This is a genomic window from Trinickia symbiotica (genome assembly GCF_003028655.1).
Lineage (GTDB): Bacteria > Pseudomonadota > Gammaproteobacteria > Burkholderiales > Burkholderiaceae > Trinickia > Trinickia symbiotica_A.
The window spans coordinates 131837-157159 of sequence record NZ_PYUC01000011.1; the positions used below are offsets into that span (position 1 = coordinate 131837).

At 64.8% G+C, this 25323-nt stretch carries 22 protein-coding genes and 1 pseudogene; 9 read left to right on the plus strand and 14 right to left on the minus strand.

What is annotated here, in order from left to right:
* Window positions 1-14 precede the first annotated feature (14 nt).
* Window positions 15-782, minus strand: coding sequence for a GntR family transcriptional regulator (locus C9I57_RS21905; protein ID WP_107152721.1), 768 nt, complete (start codon window positions 780-782; stop codon window positions 15-17).
* A gap of 329 nt (window positions 783-1111) precedes the next feature.
* On the opposite strand from C9I57_RS21905, the gene C9I57_RS33350 reads away from it, so the two are divergent.
* Window positions 1112-1237 (plus strand): hypothetical protein, encoded by a 126-nt coding sequence (locus C9I57_RS33350; protein WP_018443784.1) that lies wholly within the window; start codon window positions 1112-1114, stop codon window positions 1235-1237.
* 7 nt (window positions 1238-1244) lie between these two features.
* Here the strand turns inward: C9I57_RS33350 and C9I57_RS21910 are convergent, their stop codons facing one another.
* From C9I57_RS21910 to glcC, 7 genes and pseudogenes are all read right to left on the minus strand, one after another.
* A complete protein-coding gene (locus C9I57_RS21910) occupies window positions 1245-2291 on the minus strand; it encodes a S1C family serine protease (RefSeq protein ID WP_107152722.1) in 1047 nt (348 codons plus the stop codon).
* Window positions 2292-2474: 183 nt separating this feature from the next.
* Entirely contained in the window at window positions 2475-2795 is a 321-nt protein-coding gene (locus C9I57_RS21915; RefSeq protein ID WP_107152723.1) for a DUF4148 domain-containing protein, read from the minus strand.
* 229 nt (window positions 2796-3024) lie between these two features.
* On the minus strand, window positions 3025-4002 hold the full coding sequence (gene denD, locus C9I57_RS21920) for a D-erythronate dehydrogenase (protein ID WP_107152724.1): 978 nt from the start codon (window positions 4000-4002) through the stop codon (window positions 3025-3027).
* Window positions 4003-4026: 24 nt separating this feature from the next.
* Window positions 4027-4803: a 2-oxo-tetronate isomerase gene (otnI, locus tag C9I57_RS21925; RefSeq protein WP_107152725.1), complete on the minus strand. Its 777-nt coding sequence runs from the start codon at window positions 4801-4803 to the stop codon at window positions 4027-4029.
* 19 nt (window positions 4804-4822) lie between these two features.
* A complete protein-coding gene (ltnD, locus tag C9I57_RS21930) occupies window positions 4823-5701 on the minus strand; it encodes an L-threonate dehydrogenase (RefSeq protein WP_107152726.1) in 879 nt (292 codons plus the stop codon).
* 34 nt (window positions 5702-5735) lie between these two features.
* Window positions 5736-5828 (minus strand): annotated as a pseudogene (locus C9I57_RS33635) (GntR family transcriptional regulator); the annotation flags it as partial.
* 643 nt (window positions 5829-6471) lie between these two features.
* A complete protein-coding gene (glcC, locus tag C9I57_RS21940; RefSeq protein WP_107152807.1) occupies window positions 6472-7260 on the minus strand; it encodes a transcriptional regulator GlcC in 789 nt (262 codons plus the stop codon).
* Between the two features lie 184 nt (window positions 7261-7444).
* Between glcC and glcD the strand changes: the two genes are divergently transcribed.
* From glcD to C9I57_RS21980, 8 genes are all read left to right on the plus strand, one after another.
* Window positions 7445-8944 carry a glycolate oxidase subunit GlcD gene (gene glcD / locus C9I57_RS21945; RefSeq protein WP_107152727.1) on the plus strand — a complete coding sequence of 500 codons (1500 nt, stop codon included), beginning with the start codon at window positions 7445-7447 and terminating at the stop codon, window positions 8942-8944.
* Entirely contained in the window at window positions 8944-10026 is a 1083-nt protein-coding gene (gene glcE, locus C9I57_RS21950) for a glycolate oxidase subunit GlcE (RefSeq protein WP_107152728.1), read from the plus strand. Before glcD ends, glcE begins: the two co-directional genes overlap by 1 nt.
* 71 nt (window positions 10027-10097) lie before the next feature.
* Window positions 10098-11348: a glycolate oxidase subunit GlcF gene (glcF, locus tag C9I57_RS21955; protein WP_107152729.1), complete on the plus strand. Its 1251-nt coding sequence runs from the start codon at window positions 10098-10100 to the stop codon at window positions 11346-11348.
* Between the two features lie 84 nt (window positions 11349-11432).
* The gene (locus C9I57_RS21960; protein WP_107152730.1) at window positions 11433-11846 is read left to right on the plus strand and encodes a GlcG/HbpS family heme-binding protein; all 414 of its coding nucleotides are present in this window, start codon (window positions 11433-11435) and stop codon (window positions 11844-11846) included.
* Between the two features lie 47 nt (window positions 11847-11893).
* Window positions 11894-14065, plus strand: coding sequence for a malate synthase G (locus tag C9I57_RS21965; protein ID WP_107152808.1), 2172 nt, complete (start codon window positions 11894-11896; stop codon window positions 14063-14065).
* Window positions 14066-14490: 425 nt separating this feature from the next.
* The gene (locus C9I57_RS21970; RefSeq protein WP_107152731.1) at window positions 14491-16155 is read left to right on the plus strand and encodes an L-lactate permease; all 1665 of its coding nucleotides are present in this window, start codon (window positions 14491-14493) and stop codon (window positions 16153-16155) included.
* A gap of 444 nt (window positions 16156-16599) precedes the next feature.
* On the plus strand, window positions 16600-18030 hold the full coding sequence (locus C9I57_RS21975) for a sialidase family protein (protein WP_107152732.1): 1431 nt from the start codon (window positions 16600-16602) through the stop codon (window positions 18028-18030).
* Between the two features lie 169 nt (window positions 18031-18199).
* Window positions 18200-18928, plus strand: coding sequence for a DeoR/GlpR family DNA-binding transcription regulator (locus tag C9I57_RS21980; protein WP_107152733.1), 729 nt, complete (start codon window positions 18200-18202; stop codon window positions 18926-18928).
* Between the two features lie 48 nt (window positions 18929-18976).
* On the opposite strand, the gene C9I57_RS21985 is transcribed toward C9I57_RS21980, so the two are convergent.
* The 6 genes from C9I57_RS21985 to C9I57_RS22010 form a co-directional block, all read right to left on the minus strand.
* Window positions 18977-19999 (minus strand): ABC transporter permease, encoded by a 1023-nt coding sequence (locus C9I57_RS21985; RefSeq protein ID WP_258187775.1) that lies wholly within the window; start codon window positions 19997-19999, stop codon window positions 18977-18979.
* Window positions 20000-20007: 8 nt separating this feature from the next.
* The gene (locus C9I57_RS21990; RefSeq protein ID WP_440130236.1) at window positions 20008-21594 is read right to left on the minus strand and encodes a sugar ABC transporter ATP-binding protein; all 1587 of its coding nucleotides are present in this window, start codon (window positions 21592-21594) and stop codon (window positions 20008-20010) included.
* 73 nt (window positions 21595-21667) lie between these two features.
* Window positions 21668-22669 (minus strand): autoinducer 2 ABC transporter substrate-binding protein, encoded by a 1002-nt coding sequence (locus C9I57_RS21995; protein ID WP_107152735.1) that lies wholly within the window; start codon window positions 22667-22669, stop codon window positions 21668-21670.
* A gap of 100 nt (window positions 22670-22769) precedes the next feature.
* A complete protein-coding gene (locus C9I57_RS22000) occupies window positions 22770-23819 on the minus strand; it encodes an ABC transporter permease (protein ID WP_107152736.1) in 1050 nt (349 codons plus the stop codon).
* A gap of 34 nt (window positions 23820-23853) precedes the next feature.
* A complete protein-coding gene (gene rbsK, locus C9I57_RS22005) occupies window positions 23854-24798 on the minus strand; it encodes a ribokinase (protein ID WP_107152737.1) in 945 nt (314 codons plus the stop codon).
* Entirely contained in the window at window positions 24795-25280 is a 486-nt protein-coding gene (locus tag C9I57_RS22010) for an RbsD/FucU family protein (protein WP_107152738.1), read from the minus strand. The genes rbsK and C9I57_RS22010 overlap by 4 nt, the downstream gene beginning before the upstream one ends.
* Window positions 25281-25323: the final 43 nt, after the last annotated feature.

A 25323-nucleotide genomic window follows, 5' to 3' on the forward strand; every position in this document is an offset into this window, starting at 1 on the left:
GGATCAGGCGTCGATCATCGCCGCAGCTCCGCAACCGAGAAGACCGGCAGCGATGCTCCGGCGCTCGACAGGCTTGCATAAACCTTTTCCATCGTCATGTCGCGAAAGGTCTCGATATGACGGCGTGCGATCGTTTCGGCCCGGCGTTCGTCGCCCGCCTCGAACGCCTCGATCATCGCGTTGTGGTCATGCTTGATTTCAGGCTTCGTGCCCTGCACGCCGAAGCCGAGCGCGACGAGTCGCGTCATCTCGTCAAGCAGATTCGCGAGTGCGCGATGCAGACGTTCGTTGCCGCTTGCCCGCGCAATCGTCAGATGGAACTCGCGGTTGGCATCGAGGAAGACGCCGATCTGATCCGACAGCTCTCGCTCGGGGTGAGGGACACGACAGGCGGCCTCGAGCCTTCTCAGGAGCGGTACGTCGACGCGGCCGCACGCGAGCCGCGCGGCGAGCGGCTCGAGCTGCACACGCAGCGCGAACACCTCTTCCACGTCGCGCAGCGTGATCGGCGCGACGCGATAGCCCTGACGCGGCATCGAGCGGACGAAACCTTCGTGCACGAGACGCACGAGCGCGATTCGACAGCTGTTCTTGCCGATCTGATAGGTGCTCATCAACTGGCTTTCGGTCAGCGTCGAGCCGGGCATGAAGCGGCACGAGAGGATGTCCCGGCGGATTCGCTCGTACGCGTCGTCCCCGCGCGATACCGCTGACGCGGAAACGACCGCTTCGGATACCTCGTCGCACAATGCCGGCTCGGCGGTTTCGGATTCTTGGGTCATCGGTGGATCGAGTCGCCGTGAGCTGCTCACGACAGTGTTGTGGGAGAACCAAGCACACATCGTAGGATGATGCACCGGTTTAGACAAAGAAAAATTTTTGCGAAAGGCTCGCCAGACTCTTGAAATCGTAGGCCGCTCAGCAATGTCTCCCGCCCTCTGCGGGCGGTGCTTTGTGAGTTCTGAAACCGATTATTTCGGCTGGGGACGCGGGCGCTCGTCGGCGTGCAACGTCAGCGCGATCCGCGTGCCACGTCTTGTTACACACCCACACATCGGTAATACGGTCGCTCCCTAAACTGAGCGCACCACTCACCCACGGGGACTCTTCCATGAAGCGGATCATCGGCTGGATGCTGGCGGCGGCATTTCTCGCAGGCGCGCTGAGCGGTTGCATCATCGTGCCGGACGACGGCTACCACCACCACCATCATCATGACTGGGACGATCGCTATTGATGATCGATCAGTTCGTCTGCTCGACGGGCGTCAGCCGCAGTACGAGTTTGTGCGTCAACCTCAAGACGGCAATCTCGACGACGCGGTCGATCCGCGACGCATCGAGCGTGCGTTGCAAGGCGTCGATGCCATCGACCGGGATGCCGTCGATCGCGACGATCGTATCGTCGACACGCACGCCGCCTTCGGCTGCGGGGCTGCCTTTGACGACCTCCATCACGCGCACGCCCGTCGTGCCCGGCAATTCGAAGTAGCGCTGCACTTTGCGCGGGATCGGCACCGTCGTGCCGGCCACGCCGATATGGGCCCGCCGCACGCGGCCGTAGGCGAAGAGTTGCATGATCACCCACTTTGCCGTATCGATCGCCGTTGCGAAGCAGATGGCCTGTGCGCCGGGGATGATCGCGGTGTTGACGCCGATCACCTGGCCCGCCGAGTTGACGAGCGGTCCGCCCGAATTGCCCGGATTGAGCGCGGCATCGGTCTGAATCACGTCGTAGATCATGCGGCCCGATATCGAGCGCAGCGAACGGCCAAGCGCGGAAACGACGCCCGTCGTCACCGTTTGCGCGAGGCCGAGCGGGTTGCCTACCGCGATGGCGATCTGCCCGACGCGCAACTTCGACGATTCGCCGAGCTCCGCATGCGGCAGCGGCTCCGCCGAGCCGATTCGCAACACCGCGAGATCCGTGCTCGGATCGTCGCCGACGATGCTGGCTTCGTGCGTGGAACCCTCCGCGAGCGTCACGCGAACGGACGTGGCGCCGTGAACGACGTGGCTATTCGTCAAAAGATAGCCGTCCGGCGTGAACAGAAATCCCGAACCGCTTCCCCCGCGTGCACCGCGCCGCCCGGTCTCTCCGGGCGCGCTGCGGTCTACAGAGATGAACACGACGGCCTGCTGCACGCGCTCGAGCGCGCCGATGACGGTGCGCGAGTAGGCGTCGAGCAGTGCATCGTCACTCTCACTTGACAGCTTGCTCGCGGTGCCCGGCGCATCGTCGCCGGACATATCGCGCGCAAGGTCGTCGATAAAGGCTGGACGGCTTCCCATGATCAGCGATCCTGACAAAAATCGGTGGCTGTCAGATGCGGGGGAAGCGATGCGATTTCAAGGGGTGCACCCGGCCTCGCCAGAAAACACAAGTCCGCGCATGGCGCGCGGGCTTGTCGATCGGATTGGGGCCGGGGTCGCGGCGCATGCGCCATCCGGCGCAGTGCCCCGCTCTCGCCGCGCTTACATGCCGAAATAAATGGACTTCGTGCCGGCGTTGTTCGCGGATACGCTCGAGTGAGCGGCACCGCCCGTCACGCCACCGACGTCTTGAGCCGGCGTTTGCACGTTGCCATTGGCAGCCGCGATGCGCGCTTGCGCGGCTTGCAGATCGGCGGGGTAGTACGGGTCCGTGCCGGCGCTGGGACGATAGCCGGCCGCCTCGAGTTGCTGCAGCTCCGCCTTGACTTGCGCGCGAGTAACGGGTTGAGCGTCCTGAGCAAACGAAGCAACGGGAGCGGCAACGGCGACAGCAACGATAACAGCCTTGATGAGCGAGTTCATGATCGATTCCTCCGAAACTTGGTTTTCCTGAATGCCGCTGCGATGGTTATCAGCAGCTGGTGATTGAAGTCTACGGAGGTGAAGACTCGCGATAAATACGCGATTCGCAACAACACTTTCGCAAAAAGCGATAACAATCGGCGCGGTTGAGTCGCTCTATCGAGCCCTTCGTTTGCCCAGGTGAACGTCAGCTGGGGCAGCTAACGCAATCAGGAATCGATCACCGTCGTCACACGCGCGGCGCGTCGTCATGCAAGTAGGCGCGAATGACATCAGCGAAGGCGAGGTCGCCGCGCAAGCCGAGCGATTTCGCGCGCGACGTATCGCATCGGCCGGGCCAGCTCGCGACGATCCGTTCGATGCGCTCGTCACGCCGCCATATGACCCGCGATACGATGGCGTCGCCCGCGACTTGGCGCAACGCGTCGACCATCTCCTCCACGCTGACCGAAAGACCGGGCAGATTGAGGACCGGGCGATCGCCGAAAGCGCGCTGCTCGAGTTCATATACCGCGATCAGCGCGTCGATCGCGGCGCGCGGCGAGAGCAGCCACAAGCGCGTCTTCGGCTCGACGGGGCAGATCGCCTCGACGCCCGCGAGCGGTTCGCGAACGATGCCGCTCGCGAACGACGACGCCGCCGCGTTGGGCCGGCCCGGTCGAACACTGATCGTCGGAAGTCGCACGGCGCGACCTTCGATAAAGCCGCGCCGCGCATAATCGCAAACCATCAGCTCGGTCATCGCCTTTTGCGTACCGTAGGACGACTGCGGATTGAGCGCCGTGTCGTCGCGCACGACGTCCGGTAGCGTGCCACCGTAGACGGCCACCGAGCTCGCGAAGACGACCCGCGGACGATGCCCTCGTGCTCGACATGTATCGAGCAACAGCCGCGACGCGTCGAAGTTGATACGCATGCCGAGCTCGAAATCCGCTTCGGCCTGGCCGCTCACGATCGCGGCGAGATGAAAAATCGCGTAGGTGTCCGAATCGATGGCGGCTTCGAGAACATCGCGCTGCGAGATGTCGCCGGTATGGACGCGCACTCGCGCATCGCCCATGTCGGGCGCGGCGGCAACGTCGAGCAGCACGAGCTGCGAGATCGGCTGTGGCTTACCGTCTGGACCGGCGAGAATGCCGCGTTCGAGCAGCTTGCGCGCAAGGCGTTGGCCGAGAAAACCCGCGCCTCCCGTGATCAATACTTTCATTGAGCGTCCCCTTGGTTATGAGTGTCAGCGATACGGCGCGAACCATCCGAGCCCTTCGGACGTGCCCGCGCGCGGCCGGTATTCGCAACCGATCCATCCGTCGTAGCCGAGCGCGTCGATGCATTCGAAGAGATAGGGATAGTTGATTTCGCCGGTATCGGGCTCGTGCCGCTCGGGCACCCCGGCAATCTGGATATGGCCGATGCCGGCCATATCGCGCTTCAGCTTCACGGCGAGATCGCCCTCCATGATCTGGCAGTGATAGCAGTCGAACTGGACGAGCAGATTCGCCGCGTCGAGCTCGCGGCGGATCGCCTGGCCCTCGTCCTGGCGGTTCAGAAAATATCCGGGCATGTCGCGCGTATTGATGGGCTCGATCAGAACCGTGATGCCAGCCGAACGCGCCGCTTTTGTCGCATGCTCGAGGTTACGCAGGTAGACGTCTCGATGACGGCCACGATCGTCGTTGGCGCCGACGAGCCCCGCCATCACATGCAGCTTTTTGTTGCCGATGACGGCCGCATACTCGAGCGCCGTCTCGATGCCGCGCTCGAACTCGTCTTCGCGCCCTGGCAGCGCGGCGATACCGCGTTCGCCGCCGCTCCAGTCGCCGGGCGGGGCGTTGAAAAGGGCCTGCACGAGCCCATGCGCGTCGAGCCGCGCCTTGATTTCGGACGCGGCAAACTCATACGGAAAAAGATACTCGACCGCCTTGAAGCCGTCCTTCGCCGCCGCGGCGAAGCGCTCGAGAAACGGAACCTCGTTGTACATCAAGCTCAGATTCGCAGCAAAGCGCGGCATGGTGTGGTTCCTCGGATAGCTATTCGATGATGCCGGGAAAGATCTTGATGACGGCAGAATCGTCCTCGCCTCCGTGCCCCGCGCTCGAAGCCATCATGAACATCTGGTGCGCGGCCGCCGAGAGCGGCAGCGGAAACTGGCTGCGTCGCGCCGTATCGAGAACGAGGCCGAGATCCTTCACGAAGATATCGACCGCGGAAAGCGGCGTGAAATCGCGGGCAAGAATATGCGGCACGCGATTCTCGAACATCCACGAGTTGCCGGCGCTGTTCGTGATCACCTCGTAAAGCGCTTGGGGGTCGACGCCTTCGCGCATGCCGAGCGCCATCGCCTCGGCCGCGGCCGCGATATGCACGCCGGCCAGAAGCTGATTGACGATCTTGACCTTGGAGCCGATGCCGTGCGCGGCGCCGAGTCGGTAGACCTTCGTCGCGATCGCGCTCAGGACATCCTCGCATTTCTCGTAGGCGGCGGCCGGACCCGACGTCATCATCGTCATCTGCCCCGACGCCGCGCGCGCGGCGCCGCCCGAAACCGGGGCATCGAGCATTTGAAGGCCCGCCGCCTCGACGCGCTTGCCGAGCGCAGCCGCGAACTCCGGAGCCACGGTCGCGCTCGCGATCACAACACCGCCGCGCGCCATCGCGGGCACCGCGCCTTCTTCGCCGAAGAGCACCGTTTCAGTCTGTGCCGCATTGACGACGAGCGTCAGGACGACCTCGCAACGCTGCGCCAGCTCCGCCGGCGTCGCGCACGCTACGCCGCCTTGCGCCGCGAACGCGTCGAGCACGTCGCGGCGCAGGTCGCACGCGTGGACCGCGAAGCCCGCGCGCAGCAGCGACTGTGCAACGCCTGCGCCCATGGCGCCAAGTCCGATGACACCGACATTTCTCGACATGTTCTACCTCTATCGACGTTGAGAACTGAGACGCAAGACCCGCCGCCGCGACCCGGCGAGTCACGTTGCACATACATGTTTGCGCGGCGTTGCGCGTGGTCATCGGGTCGCCGGCGCGTATCGCCGCGATATTTTATCTGCAGTGCTTTGTCCGGAGTCGCCCAACCCGGACATACCCTTAGAGAATCGGGGGGTGACGGGGCGGCGCACCAACGCGTTCGCCGCGATCGATCGAATTGGGCACCATACACCGCTCGTTTCGAGGAATTGATCCAACGGGCCCGCGCCTACACTTCTCGTCATGGGGTGCGACATCGACCCCATCCGCGCGCTCCCCTCGCGTGGGCAGTTCAGCAGTGCCGGAAGCCAAGGCCGTACCAACAGCGGTAGCAGTTCAACAGCACTTCAGTAGTGGCAGCAGCGCGCAGCCGCGACAGGTTGTCGATTCACGCGGGCGCGATCGGCAGTACACGGGTTGCAGTTCGTAGTTGGCAGTACTGACAATGTCGATTCAGCAGTTGATGTAAAGCATTCGCGTCCAGAATGGCGGCCGCGGCGCCGAAGGTCGGCGCCGCCTGGCCGTCAGGCGCAACGGGGTATCAGAGCAGCGAAGAGACCAACGGGGGTATCGAATACGTAGTCAACGAGTTGTCCCGACTCAGTCGTTCGAGCCGCTTGCGCCGGAAACGGTGGAAGCGGCTCCTTGTTTTTGATCGCGCAATCGGCCATCACGGTGCTCGGACGGCGCGCCCGCCCCCTGTCTTCGCGCGCTACTCCCATCCTTCGAGCCTGAGCGTCGATCGTACGAGACGCTGCTCTTCCTGTTCGATCTCTCTCAGGCAGAGCGCCACCGTGCGGATATGATCGCTTGCCGCGCGCCGGGCCTGCTCCGGCATCTTGCCCACGACGGCGTTGTAAAGCCGCGCATGCTGCCGGTCGATCGTGCGTTTTTCGGCTTCGCGATGATAAAGGTTATTGACCGACGCGAAGACGGAACTGAGGAGCAAGTCCGTCAGCGAGCGAAGCGTATGCACGAGGATCGGGTTATGTGATGCCTCGCAGATCGCAAGGTGAAACGCGTGGTCGAGCCGCGCATGCGTCTCGGCGTCGCGCTCGCCCGCACTCGCGTCGATCATTTCCTCGTAGCGGCGCGTAATGAGCACGTAGTCGGCGGAGGTGCCGCGCAGCGCGGCAAGCCGCGCCGATTCGCCCTCGAGCAGCCCGCGGACCTCGAAGAGGTCATAGAGCGTGCGCGGCTGCGAAGCAAGCAAGTGCATCATCGGCGTCGTATGTTCGCGCGAGGCGAGGCGCGCGACGAACGAGCCGCGCCCCTGGTCAGTCTCGATGATGCCGCGCGCGCGCAACAGCTTGAGCCCCTCGCGCAACGCGGTACGCGAAACGCCGAGCTTCTCCGTCAAGCGCCGCTCGGACGGTAACGCCTGCCCTTCTTTCAAAACGCCGTCCACGATCAACGTTTCGATCCGCTCCGCAACGACGTCGGCGACCCGCCGGGCCGCCCTCTCCTCGAGCTTGTGTTCCACTGGTATGACCACCTGCATGCAATCTTGGCGCAGCGTCTGCATCGCGCTCCTATGCCATGGATTATATGGCTCGCCCGACCATCCTCGCAAAGAGGTCATCGAAAAACTGGTATGACCAGCAGGTTTCCCCATGGACAGACGTGGCGCCCGCGTACAACAATCATTCGCGCCGCAAGGAGACGCGGCCGCGAGGGAACATCGAATGAGCTTCACCTATGACGAAAGGATCGACGGCGCCTTGCCGCCGGTCGATCGCGAGGCGCTGATCGCCGCGCTGCATCGCCTTTCACCGACCATGGAAGTCCTGCACGAGCCGGAACGGCTGCGCCCTTACGAGTGCGACGGGCTCTCGGCCTACCGCACGGTGCCGCTTTGCGTTGTCCTGCCCGAAACGGTCGACGAGGTCTGCGCCGTCCTGAAGCTCGCCGCGAAGCGCGGCGTGCCTGTCGTTGCGCGCGGCGCCGGCACTGGGCTCTCGGGCGGCGCGCTCCCGCTCGAGAAAGGCATCCTGCTCGCGATGTCGAAGTTCAATCGCATTCTCGAGGTCGACGCATCGGCCGGTATCGCACGGGTTCAGCCCGGCGTACGCAATCTCGCGATCTCGCAGGCGGCCGCGCCTTACGGCCTTTACTACGCGCCCGATCCTTCGTCGCAAATCGCCTGCTCGATCGGCGGCAACGTCGCCGAGAACGCCGGCGGCGTGCATTGCCTCAAGTACGGCCTCACCGTGCACAACATTCTCGCGGTCGACATCGTCACGATCGATGGCGAACGCATGACGCTCGGCGCCGAATCGCTAGACAGTCCCGGTTTCGACCTGCTCGCGCTGTTCACGGGCTCGGAGGGCATGCTCGGCGTCGTCGTCGAAGTGACGGTCAAGCTGCTGCCCAAGCCGCCATGCCAAAAGTTGCTGATGGCGAGCTTCGACGACGTCGAGACGGCCGGCAACGCCGTGGCCCAGATCATTGGCGCCGGCATCATTCCGGGCGGGCTCGAGATGATGGACAACCTCGCCATTCGTGCCGCCGAGGATTTCATCCATGCGGGCTACCCCGTCGACGCCGCGGCGATTTTGCTTTGCGAGCTCGATGGCGCTGCGAGCGACGTCGACGAAGATCTGGCGCGCGTGAGCGAGCTGCTGGCAAGCGCCGGCGCGACCGAAATCCGGATCGCGCGCGACGAAGCGGAACGCCTGCGGCTTTGGGCGGGCCGCAAGGCCGCGTTTCCCGCGGTCGGCCGGCTCGCGCCCGATTACTACTGCATCGACGGCACGATTCCACGCCGGGAGTTGCCCGGCGTGCTGAAAGGGATCGCGGCCCTTTCCGACGAATACAGCTTGCGCGTCGCCAATGTCTTTCATGCCGGCGACGGCAACCTTCACCCGTTGATCCTGTTCGACGCGAATCGACCTGGCGAGCTCGAGCGCACCGAAGCGCTGGCCGGCAAAATCCTCGAGCTCTGCGTGGCGGTGGGCGGCAGCATCACCGGTGAACATGGGGTGGGCCGCGAGAAGATCAACCATATGTGCGTGCAGTTTTCGAGCGACGAAATCGAGTTCTTCCATGCCGTCAAGGCCGCATTCGATCCGTCGCGCCTTTTGAACCCGGGCAAGAACATCCCGACGCTGCATCGCTGCGCCGAGTTCGGCGGCATGCACGTGCACCACGGCAACCTGCCGTTCCCCGAGCTGGAGCGCTTTTGATGCGACGAGAGTTCAACTCGACCGACGGCAGCGAAGCGCTCGTCGAAGCCGTGCGCGCCGCCATCGACAAGCGCACGCCGCTCGCGATCCGCGGCGGCGGCACGAAGGCTTTCCTCGGCCGACCGGTCGATCGGCACGATAACCACGCGGTGCCGATTGATACGACCGCTCACGCCGGCATCGTCAGCTACGACCCGACTGAACTCGTGGTCACGGCTCGCGCGGGCACGCGGCTCGCCGATCTCGAGGCCGCGCTCGACGAAGCCGGGCAGATGCTGGCCTGTGAGTCTCCCACGTTCGACGGCCGCGCAACGGTTGGCGGCATGGTCGCCGCGGGCCTCTCCGGGCCGCGCCGCCCATGGGCCGGATCCGTGCGCGATTTCGTGCTCGGCTGCCGCGTCGTGACCGGTCACGGCAAGCACCTGCGCTTCGGCGGCCAGGTCATGAAGAACGTCGCCGGCTACGATGTTTCGCGCCTTCTCGCGGGCAGCCTCGGCTGCCTCGGGCTCATCACCGAAGTCTCGCTGAAAGTCGTGCCGAAGCCGCGGGCCACGGCCGATCTCGCGCTCGACATGCCGGCCGCGGCCGCGTTGCCCAAGCTCGCGGAGTGGCTGCGAGAAGGCGTACCGATCGCAGGCGCTTGCTTCGACGACGGCAAGCTCCGGCTGCGGCTGGAAGGCGGCGCGGGTTCGGTGCGCGACGCGCGGGCGCGCTTGGGCGGCGTCGTGTCGGATGGCGCGTTCTGGGCCGCGCTGCGCGCATTCGCGTTGCCGTTCTTCGCGCGTCCTGAGCCGCTTTGGCGGCTCTCCGTGCCTGCCTCGGCCCCGGTCGTGGAACTGCCGGGCAAGTCATTACTCGACTGGGGCGGCATGCAGCGCTGGCTCAAAACCGACGCGCCGCCCACTGTCGTGCGCAATGCGGTGCGTGCGCTCGGCGGCCATGCCACCTGCTTCACGCCCGACCTCGTGGATGAACCGTTCGAGCCGCTTTCCCCCGCGCTGCTGCGCATTCATCGACAGTTGAAGGCGCAACTCGATCCGCATGGGATCTTCAACCCCGGCCGCCTTTACGCCGGACTCTAAACGCCCGGCGCCGAAGGCACCGCGGGCGAAGAGACGATCACGCTAACACCCGAACCCGATTACCAGAATCGATGCAAACCACTCTCAGCGAAGAAGCCCGGTCGATCGCCCGGGCCGACGAAGCCGAAGCGATCTTGCGAGCCTGCGTCCATTGCGGGTTCTGCAACGCGACTTGCCCCACCTATCAAGTGCTCGGCAACGAGCTCGACGGTCCGCGCGGCCGCATCTATCTGATCAAGCAGTTGCTCGAAGGCAAGCCGGTCGGCGCCACGACGCAGACCCACCTCGACCGCTGCCTCACCTGCCGCAACTGCGAGACGACCTGTCCGTCGGGCGTCCGCTATCACACGCTGCTCGACATCGGCCGCGCCGAGCTCGAACGGCGCACCGAGCGGCCCGTGAAAGAACGGCTGCTGCGCGCCGGCTTGCGCCGCGTCGTGCCGAACGCGTCGCTCTTCGGCAAGCTTTTGACAGCGGGCCGTGCGGTGCGCCCGCTCTTGCCCGGCTCGCTGCGCCGGAAGATTCCGGCGTCGGCCGCTCGCGCGTTACCGCGGCCGCCGGTACGGCACGCGCGGCGCGTCCTGCTGCTCGAGGGCTGCGTCCAGCCGTCGCTCTCGCCCAACACGAACGCGGCGGCCGCGCGCGTGCTCGACAGGCTCGGCATCAGCGTGACGCCTGCCCGCGAGGCCGGCTGCTGCGGCGCGGCTGAATACCATCTCAACGCGCAGGACGCCGGGCTCGAGCGTGCGCGGCGCAACATCGACGCCTGGTGGCCGGCGATCGAGGCCGGCGCCGAAGCGATCGTGCTGACGGCGAGCGGCTGCGGCGCCTTCGTCAAGGAGTACGGCGATCTGTTGCGCGGCGACGCGGCCTACTCGGCGAAAGCGCGGCGCGTGAGCGACCTTGCGCGCGACCTCGTCGAAATCCTTGCGGCCGAGCCAGTCGAGACGCTACAGCCGCCCGGCTCGACCGAGAAGGATCGCGCGCACCGCGCGGGCCGTATCGCCGTGCATTGCCCGTGCACGCTGCAGCACGCGCAAAAGCTCGGCGGCAGCGTCGAAGCGCTGCTGCGGCGTCTCGGCTTCGATCTCACCGAAGCGGCCGACGGACACCTTTGCTGCGGCTCGGCCGGCACCTATTCCATCACCGAGCCCCAGCTCGCCCGCACGTTGCGCGACAATAAGCTCGACGCGCTCGAAGCCGGCAGTCCCGACACGATCGTGACGGCCAATATCGGCTGCCAGACGCACCTGAACGGTGCTGGCCGCACGCCCGTGCGGCACTGGATCGAACTCGTCGACGCATCGCTGGCGTCCTCCTGAATCGAGATTCGTCGATCGATATCGGCGAGCACGGACGCCCGCGCCAGATCAGTCAGTAGTCCGAAGAGAAAAGAGAGAATCGACATGCAAACGAAATCCGTACTCGGCGTCGCCGAGGTCAACGACATCCTCACCGCGGCGCGCGCCGAAGCCGAACGGCACGGCTGGGCGGTGGCGATCGCGGTCGTCGATGACGGCGGCCATCCGCTCGGCCTGCTGCGCCTCGACGGCGCCCCGCCGAGCAGCGCCTATATGTCGACGGAGAAGGCGCGCACCTCGGCCCTCGGCCGGCGCGAATCGAAAGCTTATGAAGATATGATCAACGGCGGACGCTACGCCTTCCTGAGCGCGCCGCTCGCCGGCACGCTCGAAGGCGCCGTGCCCATCCTCGTCGATGGGCAGTGCGTCGGTGCGGTCGGCGTATCCGGCGTGAAGTCGGACCAGGACGCGCAAATCGCCAAGGCCGGCGCCGCAAGCGTCACGCAGCGTGCCGCCTGAGGCCCTCTTCAACAAAAAACCACACACGCATGACCACCATGAGCAATCTGACCGACCTTCACGGCTTGCGCGTCGACGACGCGCTCGTCCGCTTCATCGAAGACGAAGCGCTGCCCGGTACCGGCGTCGACCGCGACGCATTCTGGCAAGGCTTCTCGGCGATCGTCCACGATCTCGCGCCGAAAAATCGCGCGCTGCTCGCCGAGCGCGACCGTCTGCAGACGGCACTCGACGAGTGGCACCGCGCGCATCCCGGTCCCGTGACCGATCCGCGCGCCTATCGCGCCTTTCTCGAGCAGATCGGCTATCTCGCACCCGCGCCTCAGCGCGTGCAGGTGACGACGTCGAACGTCGATGTCGAGATCGCCGAGCAAGCCGGCCCGCAACTCGTCGTGCCGCTCTCGAACGCCAGGTATGCGCTCAACGCGGCGAACGCGCGCTGGGGCAGCCTCTATGACGCGCTGTACGGCACCGACGCATTGCCCGAGGACAACGGCGCGACTCGAGGCGGCGCTTACAACCCGATTCGCGGGGCACAGGTGATTCAATACGCGCGCGCGTTCCTCGATCGCGCCGCGCCGCTCGAGAACGGCTCGCATCGCGACGCGACGCGCTATGCGGTACTCGACGGCGAGCTCACCGTCGGCACGGCGAAGGGCGCGACGAAGCTCGCCACGCCAGCCCAGTTCGTGGGCTTCCTCGGCGAGCCCGATGCGCCGACGGCCGTCCTGCTGAAGCACAACGGGTTGCACATCGAGATTCAGATCGACGAGGAGACGCCAATCGGCCGCACGGACCCGGCGCACGTGAAAGACGTGCTGCTCGAAGCCGCCGTGACGACGATCATCGATTGCGAGGACTCGGTGGCCGCCGTCGACGCAGACGACAAAGTCGCCCTCTATCGCAACTGGCTGGGCCTCATGCAGGGCACGCTCACCGAGGAGGTCACGAAGGGCGGCAAGACGTTCGTGCGCCGCCTGAACGCGGACCGCAGCTATCGGACGCCGGACGGCAAGACCCTGACGTTGCATGGACGCTCATTGCTTTTCGTGCGCAACGTCGGCCATTTGATGACGAACGGCGCCGTGCTCGATCGCGATGGCAACGAAATTCCTGAAGGCATTCTCGATGCGGCGGTGACGACGCTTTGCGCGCTCCACGATCGCGCGAGCAAGCTGAACTCGCGCACGGGCTCCATCTACATCGTGAAGCCCAAGATGCACGGCCCGGCCGAAGTCGCATTTGCCGGGGAGCTCTTCGATCGCGTCGAGGATCTCTACGGTCTGCCGCGTAACACGTTGAAGATGGGCATCATGGACGAGGAGCGCCGCACGAGCGTGAACCTCGCTGCCTGCATCGCAGCGGCCAGCACCCGCGTCGCATTCATCAACACGGGCTTCCTCGATCGCACCGGCGACGAGATGCATACGGCGATGGAAGCCGGCCCGATGTTGAGGAAGGGCGACATGAAGACCTCGACGTGGATCTCGGCCTACGAGCGCCACAACGTGCTCGTCGGGCTCTCCTGCGGGCTGCGCGGCCGCGCGCAGATTGGCAAGGGGATGTGGGCGATGCCTGACATGATGCATGCGATGCTCGAGCAGAAGTCCGCGCAACTGCGCGCGGGCGCCAACACGGCTTGGGTCCCGTCGCCGACGGCCGCCACGCTGCACGCGCTCCACTATCACGATGTCGACGTGCAGGCAGTGCAAAAAGAGCTGGAGAAGATCGACTATGCGAGCGAGCGCAACGCACTCATCGACGGCCTCTTGACCGTGCCCGTCGTCGAGCGCGCCCAGTGGTCGCAAGACGATATCCGTCACGAAGTCGAGAACAACGCGCAGGGCATTCTCGGTTACGTGGTGCGCTGGATCGATCAGGGTGTCGGCTGTTCGAAGGTGCCGGATATCCACAATGTCGGCCTCATGGAAGACCGCGCGACGCTGCGCATTTCGAGCCAGCACATCGCGAACTGGCTGCGCCACGGGATCGTCGACGAAGCGTTCGTGAAGGAAGTCTTCGAGCGCATGGCCATCGTCGTCGACAAGCAGAACGCCGGCGATCCGCACTACCGGCCGATGGCGCCCGGCTATGCGGCTTCCGTCGCTTTCAAGGCGGCCTGTGCGCTGGCGCTGCAAGGCCGTGCGCAGCCGAGCGGCTATACCGAGCCTTTGCTGCATCGATTCAGGCTCGAGGTCAAGAAGTCCGCGGGGCACTGAAAGGCGCATTCGAAGCGACATTCGCGCGAACCCGCCGAACCTCGATTGCAGCGCAATCGAATCAAAACTGAAGCTGCATCGAAAGCTGGTCGGACCGCTTTGACGACCGATGCGCAAACCGAGAAGCTGGCAGGCCGATGGACCGACGGCCTGCCAGCCGGAGGGATGTGCATCGGCGGGTGCGGCTGGCTCCGCGTGATTCAACTCGCCCGCTCGCGGCGCAGCAGGGCGTTCGCAGCGTGAATCGGATTGAACGATTCGCTTCGATCGAGCGTTAACGGTTTTAACTATTGGGGGATCAGCTTTTTGAAGTAAATCGATTGCTTTCAACAATTTCAATCAGCCGGAAAGGCTTTCCACTAAAGGATGTGAGTAAGCGCTGAAGCGCTGACTCCAGTAAGACCTCAGCATGGACCGGAGACAAAATGAACCCAAGTTTGGCTTTACCGCCAGGAACCCTATTTGCCCAACCGTTGACCCCGGTCGGGAATTCGCTGCTGCTTTCTTTTCTGTTTGCGATCGTGCCAATAGCGATTGCGCTCGTCATGCTCGGCGTACTGCGCAGGCCAGCGTGGCAAGCGTCGCTCGCCGGACTCGTCGCCGGCCTCATCATCGCCATCGGCGTCTGGGGCATGCCCGCGGGTCTCGCGTTCAATGCGGTCGCCGCGGGCATGACGCTCGCGCTGATCCCGGTCATGTGGATTGTCTTCAACGCACTGCTGCTCTACAACATCGCGGTCAAGACGGGCCGCTTCGATCAGTTCCGGCAATGGATGCTCGATCACCTGCCCGACGACCGGCGGCTTGTGCTGCTCGTCGTCGCCTTCTCGTTCGGCTGCCTGCTCGAAGGAATATCGGGTTTCGGCACGCCGGTCGCGATCACGAGCGCCCTGCTCATCGGACTCGGCTTTCCGGCCGTCGAAGCGCTGACGTTCACGCTGATTTTCAACACGGCGCCTGTCGCATTCGGCGCGCTCGGGGTGCCGATCACCGTGCTCGGCGCCGTGACCTCGCTGCCGCCCGCGCCGCTCGGAGCGATGGTGGGACGCCAGTTGCCGTTCTTCGCGATGTTGCTGCCGTTTTACGTCGTAGGCATCTACGGCGGCTTCCGCTCGATCGGCAAGCTCTTTCCCGCACTGCTGGTCTCGGGCGGCAGTTTCGCGCTAGCTCAGTTCATCACGTCGAATTTCCTCGGGTACCAACTGACCGACGTGTTCTCCTCGCTGACCTCGCTAATCGTGACGGTGGCGTTCCTGAAGGTTTGGAAGCCGGAGCTCGATCCGGAGTTCGCCATGTCGAGCAACGGCAACCGGACAGGCACGTCGGCGGCGAGCCGCAATCATGGCGCAAGCCGCGTCGGCTACGGCGGTTGGCTGCCGTGGCTCGTCGTATCGGTCATCGTCATCATCTGGGTCCACGCGAACATTGCGGCGATCGGCGATGTCAAGATCAAGTGGCCGGGCCTTCACAACGCCGTCTACATGACGCTCTACAAGAAGCAGTATGCGGCGATTTGGGACTTCCAGCCGCTCGGCACGGGCACCGCCATTTTGCTTGCCGCGATCGTCACGGCAGTGTGGACGCGGCTCTCGGTGGCGGACTTCTTCCGCTGCGTCGCGGGTACATGGAAGCAGACGCGCATCGCGATTCTGACCGTCATGATGATCGTCGGCCTCGCCTACCTGCTCAACTACTCGGGCATGAGCTATACGCTCGGCGTCGGTGTCGCGTCGACCGGTGCGCTCTTCCCGCTCGTTTCGGCGACGCTCGGCTGGATCGCCGTGTTCCTCTCGGGAAGCGATACGTCGGGCAATGCGCTGTTCGGCAATCTGCAGGTCGTGGCCGCGCGGCAGCTGGGCCTCGACCCGGTGCTGATGGCGGCGACGAACTCGTCGGGCGGCGTGATGGGCAAGATGATCTCGCCGCAGAACATCGCCACGGGCGTATCGACGACCGATCTCAAAGGGCAGGAAGGGATCGTCTTCGCGCGCACGTTCTGGCATAGCGTTCTACTCACGTTGCTGCTCGGCGTGCTGGTGTTCCTGCAGCAGCACGTGCTGACCTGGATGATTCCCGTATTGCCGAAGTAAGGCCGGCCAACGAGCGCCGTCGGCGCGGGCGCCGTGGCTGGCTTCGATACGTAACCCGCGCGGGCGCTGGACGAGTGCCCTCGCGGGCCCGCTGCCCTGGCGCGTTCCGCCCCCCAAAATCCAACTCGCGATCAATCAACGAGTTGTTACAAAAAATTTCTAGATAATCGTCCTACGTTACCTAAAGTGCATTGCGTTACCGGATTGCGGGCGTTTGTCGCGAAGCATCACCGACGCGCTGGCGGCTTCCAGCGTTCCCGGCCTGCGGCGGTTGGAGCGGTAGTCATGTTTGGCGAGCAACAACGATGCGAACGAGCGCGCCGGAAATGTCCTTCCCACGACGCACGGGCAAGATGCGCTGCCCCTACCTCGGTCGCCGTCGTGGCGGTTCGCTGAAGGGACACCGGCCGACGTTGCCGGCCGCATGGAGAAGAGGAGCTTTCTATGCGACGCAATTGCAGACCTCGTGCTTTGTTCGCTGCGATTCCCCTGGGGGCGCTGTTGAGCGCCGGCGCGGCATCGGCCGCGCCCGTCCTGGTGTCCGGGCCTAGCCCCTTCGCCTCGTGCACGATCGGAGGACCGGGCACGGTTTTCGTGAATGCCGAGGTGGAGCCGTGGGTGGCGATCAATCCGGCGAATCCCTCGAACGTCATCGGCGCTTGGCAACAAGACCGCTGGTCGAACGGCGGCGCGCACGGCCTCGTGGCCGGCTACTCGTTCGACGGCGGCCACACTTGGGCGCAGACGAACCTGCCCTTTTCCGCCTGCGCGGGCGGGCTCGGCTACGAGCGCGCATCGGACCCATGGGTATCGATTGGGCCTGACGGCACGGCCTACTCCGTCTCGATCTCGTTCAACCAATCGAACAACGACAACTCGGTGGCCGCGGCCGTCTCGAAGGACGGCGGTCAGACGTGGGGCAATCTGAGCGTCATCATTGCCGATAATGAGCCGTCGCTGCAGTTCTTCAACGATAAAGAATCCGTGACCGCCAACCCCGTCAAAGCAGGCGTCGCTTACGCCGTCTGGGACCGGCTCGAGCTCCCGAACGGCAATCCGTATGCGAACCTGCACACGGCCGCCTATCGCGGCCCCACGATGTTCTCCAAGACGGTCGATGGCGGCGCGACATGGAGTGCGCCCGTCGAAATCGTAAAAGTCCCTTCGCGCCAGCAAACGATCGGCAATCAGATCGTCGTCGATCCGCGCAGTGGAACGCTCTACGATTTCTTCAATCTGATTACGCCGCCCTTCAGCGTCACGGCCAATAAGGTGGCTTTCATCAAGTCGACCGACGACGGCGCGACCTGGACCAAGCCGCAAATCATCGCCGATCTGCGCACGGTCGGCGTGACGGACCCGAACACAGGAGAGCCGTTGCGCACGGGCGACATCATCCCGGAGCCCGCGATCGATTCGGCAACGGGCCAGCTCTACGTCGTCTGGCAAGACTCGCGGTTCAACGGCGGCAACTACGACGAAGTCGCGCTATCGACTTCGACGGACGGCGGCAATACCTGGAGCGCGCCGATACGGGTCAATACGCCGACGGGCAGAGCCGCGTTCAATCCGTCCGTCCGCGTCAATTCGGCGAGCACCGTGGCCGTCACCTACTACGACCTGCGCAACCTCGCGGCCGGGAACACGACGACGCTGCCGACCGATTACTGGCAGAAGACGTCGACGGACGACGGCGCGAGTTTCGGCAACGAAATTCATCTTGCCGGCTCGTTCGACATGAAACTGGCGCCGTATGCCGAAGGGTATTTCGTCGGCGACTACGCAGGCCTCGACGCTCATGGCACGTCGTTCCTGCCATTCTTCATCCAGACGGTCTCGCCCTCGGATCCGACCGACGTGTTTGCCTCGCCCTGAGCGCCCGGATCGATCCAAAGAGCGCGTGCCGCGTTCGCGCTTCACGCTGTGCCGCCCTTCCTCGAAGGGCGGCTTTTTTTGAGCATGCTTGTTATAATTCGATCACATCATCGATACAAATATAACGTTCCGCGCGCTACGCGCCGGGCGGTTGCGCTACCCCATTCCTATGCTCAAGACCGAACGCCTGCGCTCGCTCGTCGATGCGCTCGCCAAGCACAACGTCATGCATCTGCGCGATGCGGCCTCGCTGCTCGGCGTGTCCGAGATGACGGTGCGGCGCGACATCGCCGCGCATCCGGACCGCTTCACCTATCTGGGCGGCTACATCGTCAGCGCCGTCGATGTGCCGAACGCGGCGGGCTACTCGCTCGAGCAGGAAAAGGACCATTTCGCACAGGCGAAGGCGCAGGCCTCGGCACACGCGGCGCGGCTCATCGCCGATCACGAAACGATCTTCATCGACTGCGGCACGACGCTGACCGCGCTCGCCCGCCTCATTCCGGCCAGCATGCAGCTGACGGTCGTCTGCTATTCGCTGAACATCGCCGAGATCGTGCGGCGCATGTCGAATGTGCGGATGATCATGCTCGGCGGCGTCTACGTGCCGTCGTCCGATTCGTTCGCGGGCGACGAAAGCCTCGAGACGCTACGCCGGATGGGAATCAACAAGGCGTTCATTTCCGCGGGCGGCATCGATGCCGCGCGCGGCGTCACCTGCTGGAACTTTCACGAGGTCGCAATCAAGCAGGCGGCGATGGCCAACGCGGTGGAGCGGCATCTCGTCGCGGATTCGAGCAAGTTCGGCATCGTCAAGGCCGTGCGCTTCTCGCAGATCGAAGACTTCGATTCGATCATCACCGAGAAGGGGCAGGAGCGGCAAACGCGCAAGACGTGACGCGGCGGCGGCGCGCGCCGCCGCGGGCAAGGAAGCACCGCTTGGCAATCAGCCGCGCCGGCGCAACGCGAAGAGCGTGCCCGCGACGAGGATGAACGCGCCGATGATGACCTTTTGCCACGTGCTCGGCACACCGACGAGAATCAGCACGCTGTTGATGAGCGTGACGAGCACGACACCGAGCAACGTGCCCACCACCGTGCCGGTCCCGCCCGTAATGCGCGCGCCGCCGAGAATGACGGCCGCGATCACGTCGAGCTCGGAGCCGACGAGATCGAACGGATTCGCGATTCGCCCGTTCGACACGTGGATGATGCCCGCGATGCCGGCGAGCAGGCCCGTATAGCCGAACACGAACAGATGGACGGCGCGCAGGTTGTAGCCGAGCCGCTCGGCGATCGCGAGACTGCCGCCCATCGCATAGACGGCGCGCCCCATCATCGTCCGGTTCAGCAGCCACCAGGTGATGACCGCGGCGACAAGGAGCGCGATCACCGAAACGGGCAGGACCGCGTGGAGGCCGTCGGCGGTTTGATAGGCAAAGAGCGGAATGCGGCCGAAGCGATCCATGCTGTGCGGGATGTTCATGAAGAACGTCGTCCCGACGAACGTCAGCAGAATGCCGCGATAGAGATATTGCGTGCCGATCGTCACGATCAGCGAAGGCGCCTTGAGCCGATGCACGAGCAAGCCGTTGACGACGCCGAGCAGCACGCCGCCCAATGCGCCCGTGCAAAGAATCAGCGCAAACGGCGCATCGGGCCACCAGACGAGTACGGCCTTCGTGATCGAATACATCGTCAGCGCGCCGATCGCGGTGAAGGACACGTCGATGCCGCCCGATGCCAGCACGACGAGCGTGCCGAGCGCGAAGAGCGATGTCGTCGTGGCCGAATGCAGCATGTCGAAAAGCGTCGCCCACTGCAGAAAGCGCGGATTGAGTACCGCGACGACGATCGACGTCAGCACGATCAGCGCGACCGTGAACCATTCGGGATTGCGTGCGAGCTTCGCGCGCCAGGCGGGCGGCCGACCTTCTCGCGCGATATCCATGGCTTTGGGGGTGCTCATCGTTTGATTCATCGTGCTGGTTCCGAGAGAGGGGCGTCCGAGAGAGGGGCGTCCGACAGAAGGGCACGGTACAACGCGGCCTCGGTGAGCCCTTCGGCGCCATACTCGCCGACGACGCGGCCTTTCTTCATCATCAGAATCCGATCGCAGTTCTGCAAAAGCTCGGGCAGGTCGTCGCTGATCAACAAGATGCCGATCCCTTGCTGCGACAGCCGCTGCACGATGCGATAAATGATGTCTTTCGAGCCCACGTCGACGCCGACGGTCGGCCCGTGCAGGATCAGCACATGCGGATCGATCGCGAGCCAGCGCCCGATCAGCACGCGCTGCTGATTGCCGCCCGAGAGCGACTGCACGGCGCGATCGACGTCGGGCGTCGCGATCTGCAACTCCTTCACGGTGCGCTCGGCGAGCGCACGGGAGCGCTTGCGATCGATCTGGCCGAAGCGGTCGCGCAAGCTCGAAATCATCGCCGTGATGACGTTCTCGCGAATCGACTTGTCGAGAAACAGGCCTTCGCTCAAGCGATCCTCGGGCACGTAGCCGATCCGGTGTCGCTTCGCGTCGGCGGGCGTCGCGAGCGTCACGGGCTTTCCTTCGAGCGTTATGCGCCCTGCATCGGCAGGCGCGACGCCCGCCAGTGCGCGGGCGAGCTCGTTGCGGCCGGAATCGAGCAAGCCCGTCACGCCGAGAATCTCACCGCGATGCAAGGCGAACGAGATGTCCCGGAATTGTCCGCGGCGAGCAAGGTCGCGCACATCGAGGACGACCTCGCTTTGCGAAGCCGCTTCGCGATAGCGCTCCTGCGATAGCTGCCGCCCCGTCATCAGCTCGGATAGCTGCGCTTTCGTGTAGTCGGTAATCGGCCCCTGCGCGACCTTCTGACCGTCGCGCAACACTACGACCTCGCCGCCGATCGCATAACACTCGTCGAGCTTGTGGCTGACGAACAGCACCGTCACGCCCTGCGCACGCAGCGCCCCTAGCACCTCGATCAGATTCGCGACTTCCTTTTGCGTGAGCGACGTCGTCGGCTCGTCCATGATGACGAACTTCGCCTCGCTTGCGATCGCACGCGCGATGGCGACGAGCTGACGCGTGGCCAGCGGCAGCTGCTCGATCAGCGTCGCCTGAAAGTCGGCATCGCTCGGCAGTCCTACCGATTCGAGCGCCTTCGCGGCGGTCGCCGCGAGGACGCGGCGATCGAGCGTCCGCGCGAGGCGTCCGCCATGCTCGGCGAGCTCGGGCGTGAGCGCGACGTTTTCGGTCACGCTCATGTTCCATAGCAGCGAAAGGTCCTGATAGACGGTCTCGATGCCGGCATCCAACGCCTGCAGCGGCGTCAGCCGCGCATAATGCCTGCCCTCGATCACGAGCTCGCCTTCATCGGGCGGCTGCGCACCCGAAATGATCTTGATCAGCGTGCTCTTGCCGCAGCCGTTTTCGCCGAGCAGGTGATAGATCTGGCCTCGCTCGAACGCGAGCGTGACGCCGCGCAGCGCATGCACGCCCGTGAAGCGCTTGTGGATGCCGACCACCTGCAGCAGCGGCTCGGAAGCCTTGTCTCCGTTCATCGTCGAGTAACCGCCCACCATTTGCGTCAAACCTTTACAGAACTCAGGCGCGCGCTCGACGTCCGAGCGCGCGCCGTCCTTCTCGCCGATCCGATCAGAAGTTGTACTGCTTGTAGTTCGACTTGTCGACGCTGACCCAGCCCTTGCCGCGCACGATGATGCCCTTGCCGGGTCCCTTGCTGACGGTCACGCTCTCGTAGCCGGGCAGTCCGAGATTGTCGCCGTTCTTGACGGTCTTGCCGTCGATCAGCATCTGCGCGATCTTGTTCATCGCGAGGCCCGCGAGCTTCGGATCCCAGAACGCGATGCCGTTGATCGCACCGCTCTCGAGATACTTGGCCGCTTCGGTCGGCAGACCCGTGCCATAGACACAGACCTTGCCTTGCAAGCCGGCTTCTTCGACGGCGCGGCCGATGCCGAGCACATCGAGCGATGACGAGCCCTGGAAGCCCTTGATGTCCGGGTGCTTGCGCAGCACCTCCTTGGCGACGACGTAGGCGTGCTCGCCGTCGTTGTTCGTCTCGAGATTCTTCTCGACGAGCTCCATCTTCGGGTACTTCTTCTTCGCGTTGTCGATGCCGCCGTCCGCCCATTGCACCTGCGAGCGGCTGCCGAGCGAGCCGACGAGCGTCGCCCACTTGCCTTCGCTGTGCATGCAGCTGGCGAGCCGATCGTTCAGCGCGGCACCGTATGCCGAGTTGTCGAAAGCCTCGAGGTCGACCATCGTGTTCTTTTCGTTGTCGGCCTCGTGCGTGACGACCTTGATGCCTTTGTCCATCGCCTTCTTGAGGACGGGCTCGAGCGTCGGCGGATCGTACGGGACGACGGCAAGCGCGGTGACCTTCTTCGCGATCAAATCCTGGATGATCTGCGACTGCTGCGCGGCATCGGCCGTGCCCGGCCCGGTCTGGTAAGCGTTGACGCCCTGCGCTTTCGCGAATTCCTTGACGCCTTCGTCCATCCGGTTGAACCAGCTGATGCCGGTCACCTTCACCACCGTGACGATCGTTTCGTTCGTCGCCGCCTGCGCGGCCACGACGATGCCCGCGCTCAATGCACACGCCGCGAGCGCAAGGCTCAATCGATTCAATTTCATGCCGTGTCTCCTTCTTTTTTCGCTTGACGCCCCTTGTTACGCGACGCGGCGCCCGAGGCTTGGCGCTCGTCGATTGCCGAATGCTGTTCGTTCGAGGACGCTAACCGCCGCCTTCGCGCTTGCCCGCGGCAACAGGCGGCTTCGCGCCGCCGACGCCGAAGATCGCGCGCACACGCTCGCCGCCCGCGAACGCGAGCGAAAGCAGGAGCAGGAACCCCCATGTGCAATCGCGAAAGAACTGCGAGAGATTCATGAGGTTGAAAAGGCTCGACAGAAACTGCAGAACGGTCGCGGCGAAGACGACGCAGATCACGCGTCCGTACCCGCCCGCCGGGTTGACGCCGCCCATGACGGCGATCAGGATCGCGATCAGCAGATATGAGTTACCGTAGTCCCACTTCGCGCTCATCGTATGAGTCGAGCTGATGAGCCCGGCGACCGAGGCGAGCACGCCGCAGATCGTGTAGGTGATGACGAGCATCCGCGCATTGGGCACCCCCGCATAGAAGGCCGCGCGCTGATTCGTGCCCATCAGATAGAGCCGCAAGCCGAACGGCGTGCGCGCGAGCAGCCAACCCAGCAGCAGCGCCACGGCAATGTAAATGGCGAACGAAATCGGCACCTGGAGGAACGTGCCGTTGCCGATGTCGGAGAGCGGCTCGATGTAGTCGATATGAACGGAGGCGCCATTGCTGAGCGCGACCGCGAAGCCCGTGAAGACGAGCTGCGTGCCGAGCGTGCAGAGAATCGGCGTGAGGCGCAGCCGCGCGATGACCATGCCGTTCAGAAAGCCGCCTGCGAGTCCCATGCAGACGACGATCACGCAAAAAAGCGACGTATAGAGTACCGGCGAATCGTCGCCGTTGACGAAGCGCGGCACGACGAGCGCGGCGACCATCCCCGACAGGTTGGCGAGCCCGACGCCCGACAAATCGATGCCGCCGTTGCCCGACAGCATCGACAGCATGATGCCGAATGCCAGCAGGCCGACTTCGGGCAGCTGAGAGCCCATCGACTGCAGGTTGTCGATGCCGACGAACTGCCCTTGCGAGAACCAGACGGCGACGAGCACCACGAGCAGGTTGACGGTCAAGAGGAAGTTCAGTTGCCGATCGGCGAACCATCGGCGAAGCGTCAATGAGGACCACATGGCGACAATGGGCTCCTAATCGCAATCTCGGTTGTTACGCGCTTTCACGCATCGGCGCGGCGTTGCCGAGCAACGCTTGCACTTCGGCCAGACTCGGCATCGAAGGCGCGGTGCCCGCGCGCGTCACCGAGATGCCGGCGAGCGCACAGCCGAAGCGCACCGCTTCGAGGGGTTCGGCACCGCGCGCAAGCGCCGCCGCGAAACCTCCCGTGAAGCCATCCCCGGCGCCTGCCGTTTCGACGACCGTACCGCACCGGAACGCCGGCACGAGCACCGATTGCGAACGTGAATGCAGTAGCGCGCCGGCCTCGCCGAGCGTGACGATCGCCGCGCTCGCGCCTTTCGCCAGCAGGATGTCGGCCGCGCGCCGCGCATCGTCGGCATCGCGGATTTCGATGCCCGTCAGCGCGGCCGCCTCGGTTTCGTTCGGCGTGATGTAGTCGCAAAGCGGAAAGATGTCGTCGGGAAGCGGCAGCGCGGGCGCCGGGTTCAGCACCGTCGCGACACCATGGCGGCGCGCGATCTCGAGACCTCGGCGCGCGGCCGCGACAGGCTGTTCGAGCTGCGTGACGAAGACCTGGGCGGCCGAGATGTCCGCTTCGATCGCGTCGGCGTCGCTCGCGTCCATCGTCGCGGCCGCGCCAGCGGCAACGATGATCGCGTTGCGGCCGGTTCCTTCCTCGACGAAGATGTGCGCCGCGCCCGTCGCCACACCGTCGAGGACCTTCGCGCGCGCCGCGATGCCTTCGGCTTGCCAGGTCGAGCGGGCGATTTCGCCGAACGCGTCGTTCCCGAGCCGCGTGCAGAACACGACTTCGGCACCGGCGCGGGCCGCCGCCACGGCCTGATTGGAGCCCTTGCCGCCCGGCCCGAGCGCGAAAGCCGAACCGGCGATCGTCTCGCCGATGAGCGGCATGCGATTCGCGCGAAACGCGAGATCTGTGACGTAAATGCCGAGGATGACGACGCGCCCGCTCATTGTCCCCGCTCCGTCGCGCCGCCGCTCGGCGCATCGGGCGCGAGAATCACGCCCTTCGTGAAGATGAAGCAGCCATAGCCGCGCTGCTCGCCGGTAACGATCACGCAATAGGCCTTGCGCGCACGGGCATAGAACGCGTGGCGCTCGATGGGCGCGAACGGCACGGCGCGCCCCTCGGCGGCATTCACTTCCGCCTGGGCCTCGCGCTGAACGATGGGCAGCGCGTTCGGGTCGCCCACCACTTCCATGCGCATCGCGGGCGCTTCTACGTACGTGTCGAGCGGCAGCAGCGAAAGAACGGCGCGCACGGCACGCGCGGAGTCGGCGCCGTCCATGCGCAAGAGCCGCCCGAGCGTCGTCGCGCGCGCGACCGAATCGGCCGGGAAGTTCGCGTCGCAGATGACGAGTTCGTCGCCATGTCCCATCGCGCTCAGCGCGTAGAGGATGTCGGGGTTCAACAGCGGGTCGAGTTGTTTGAGCATATGTCTCCTCCGTTTAGATGGCATGCCGCTTCGCGCCACGGGA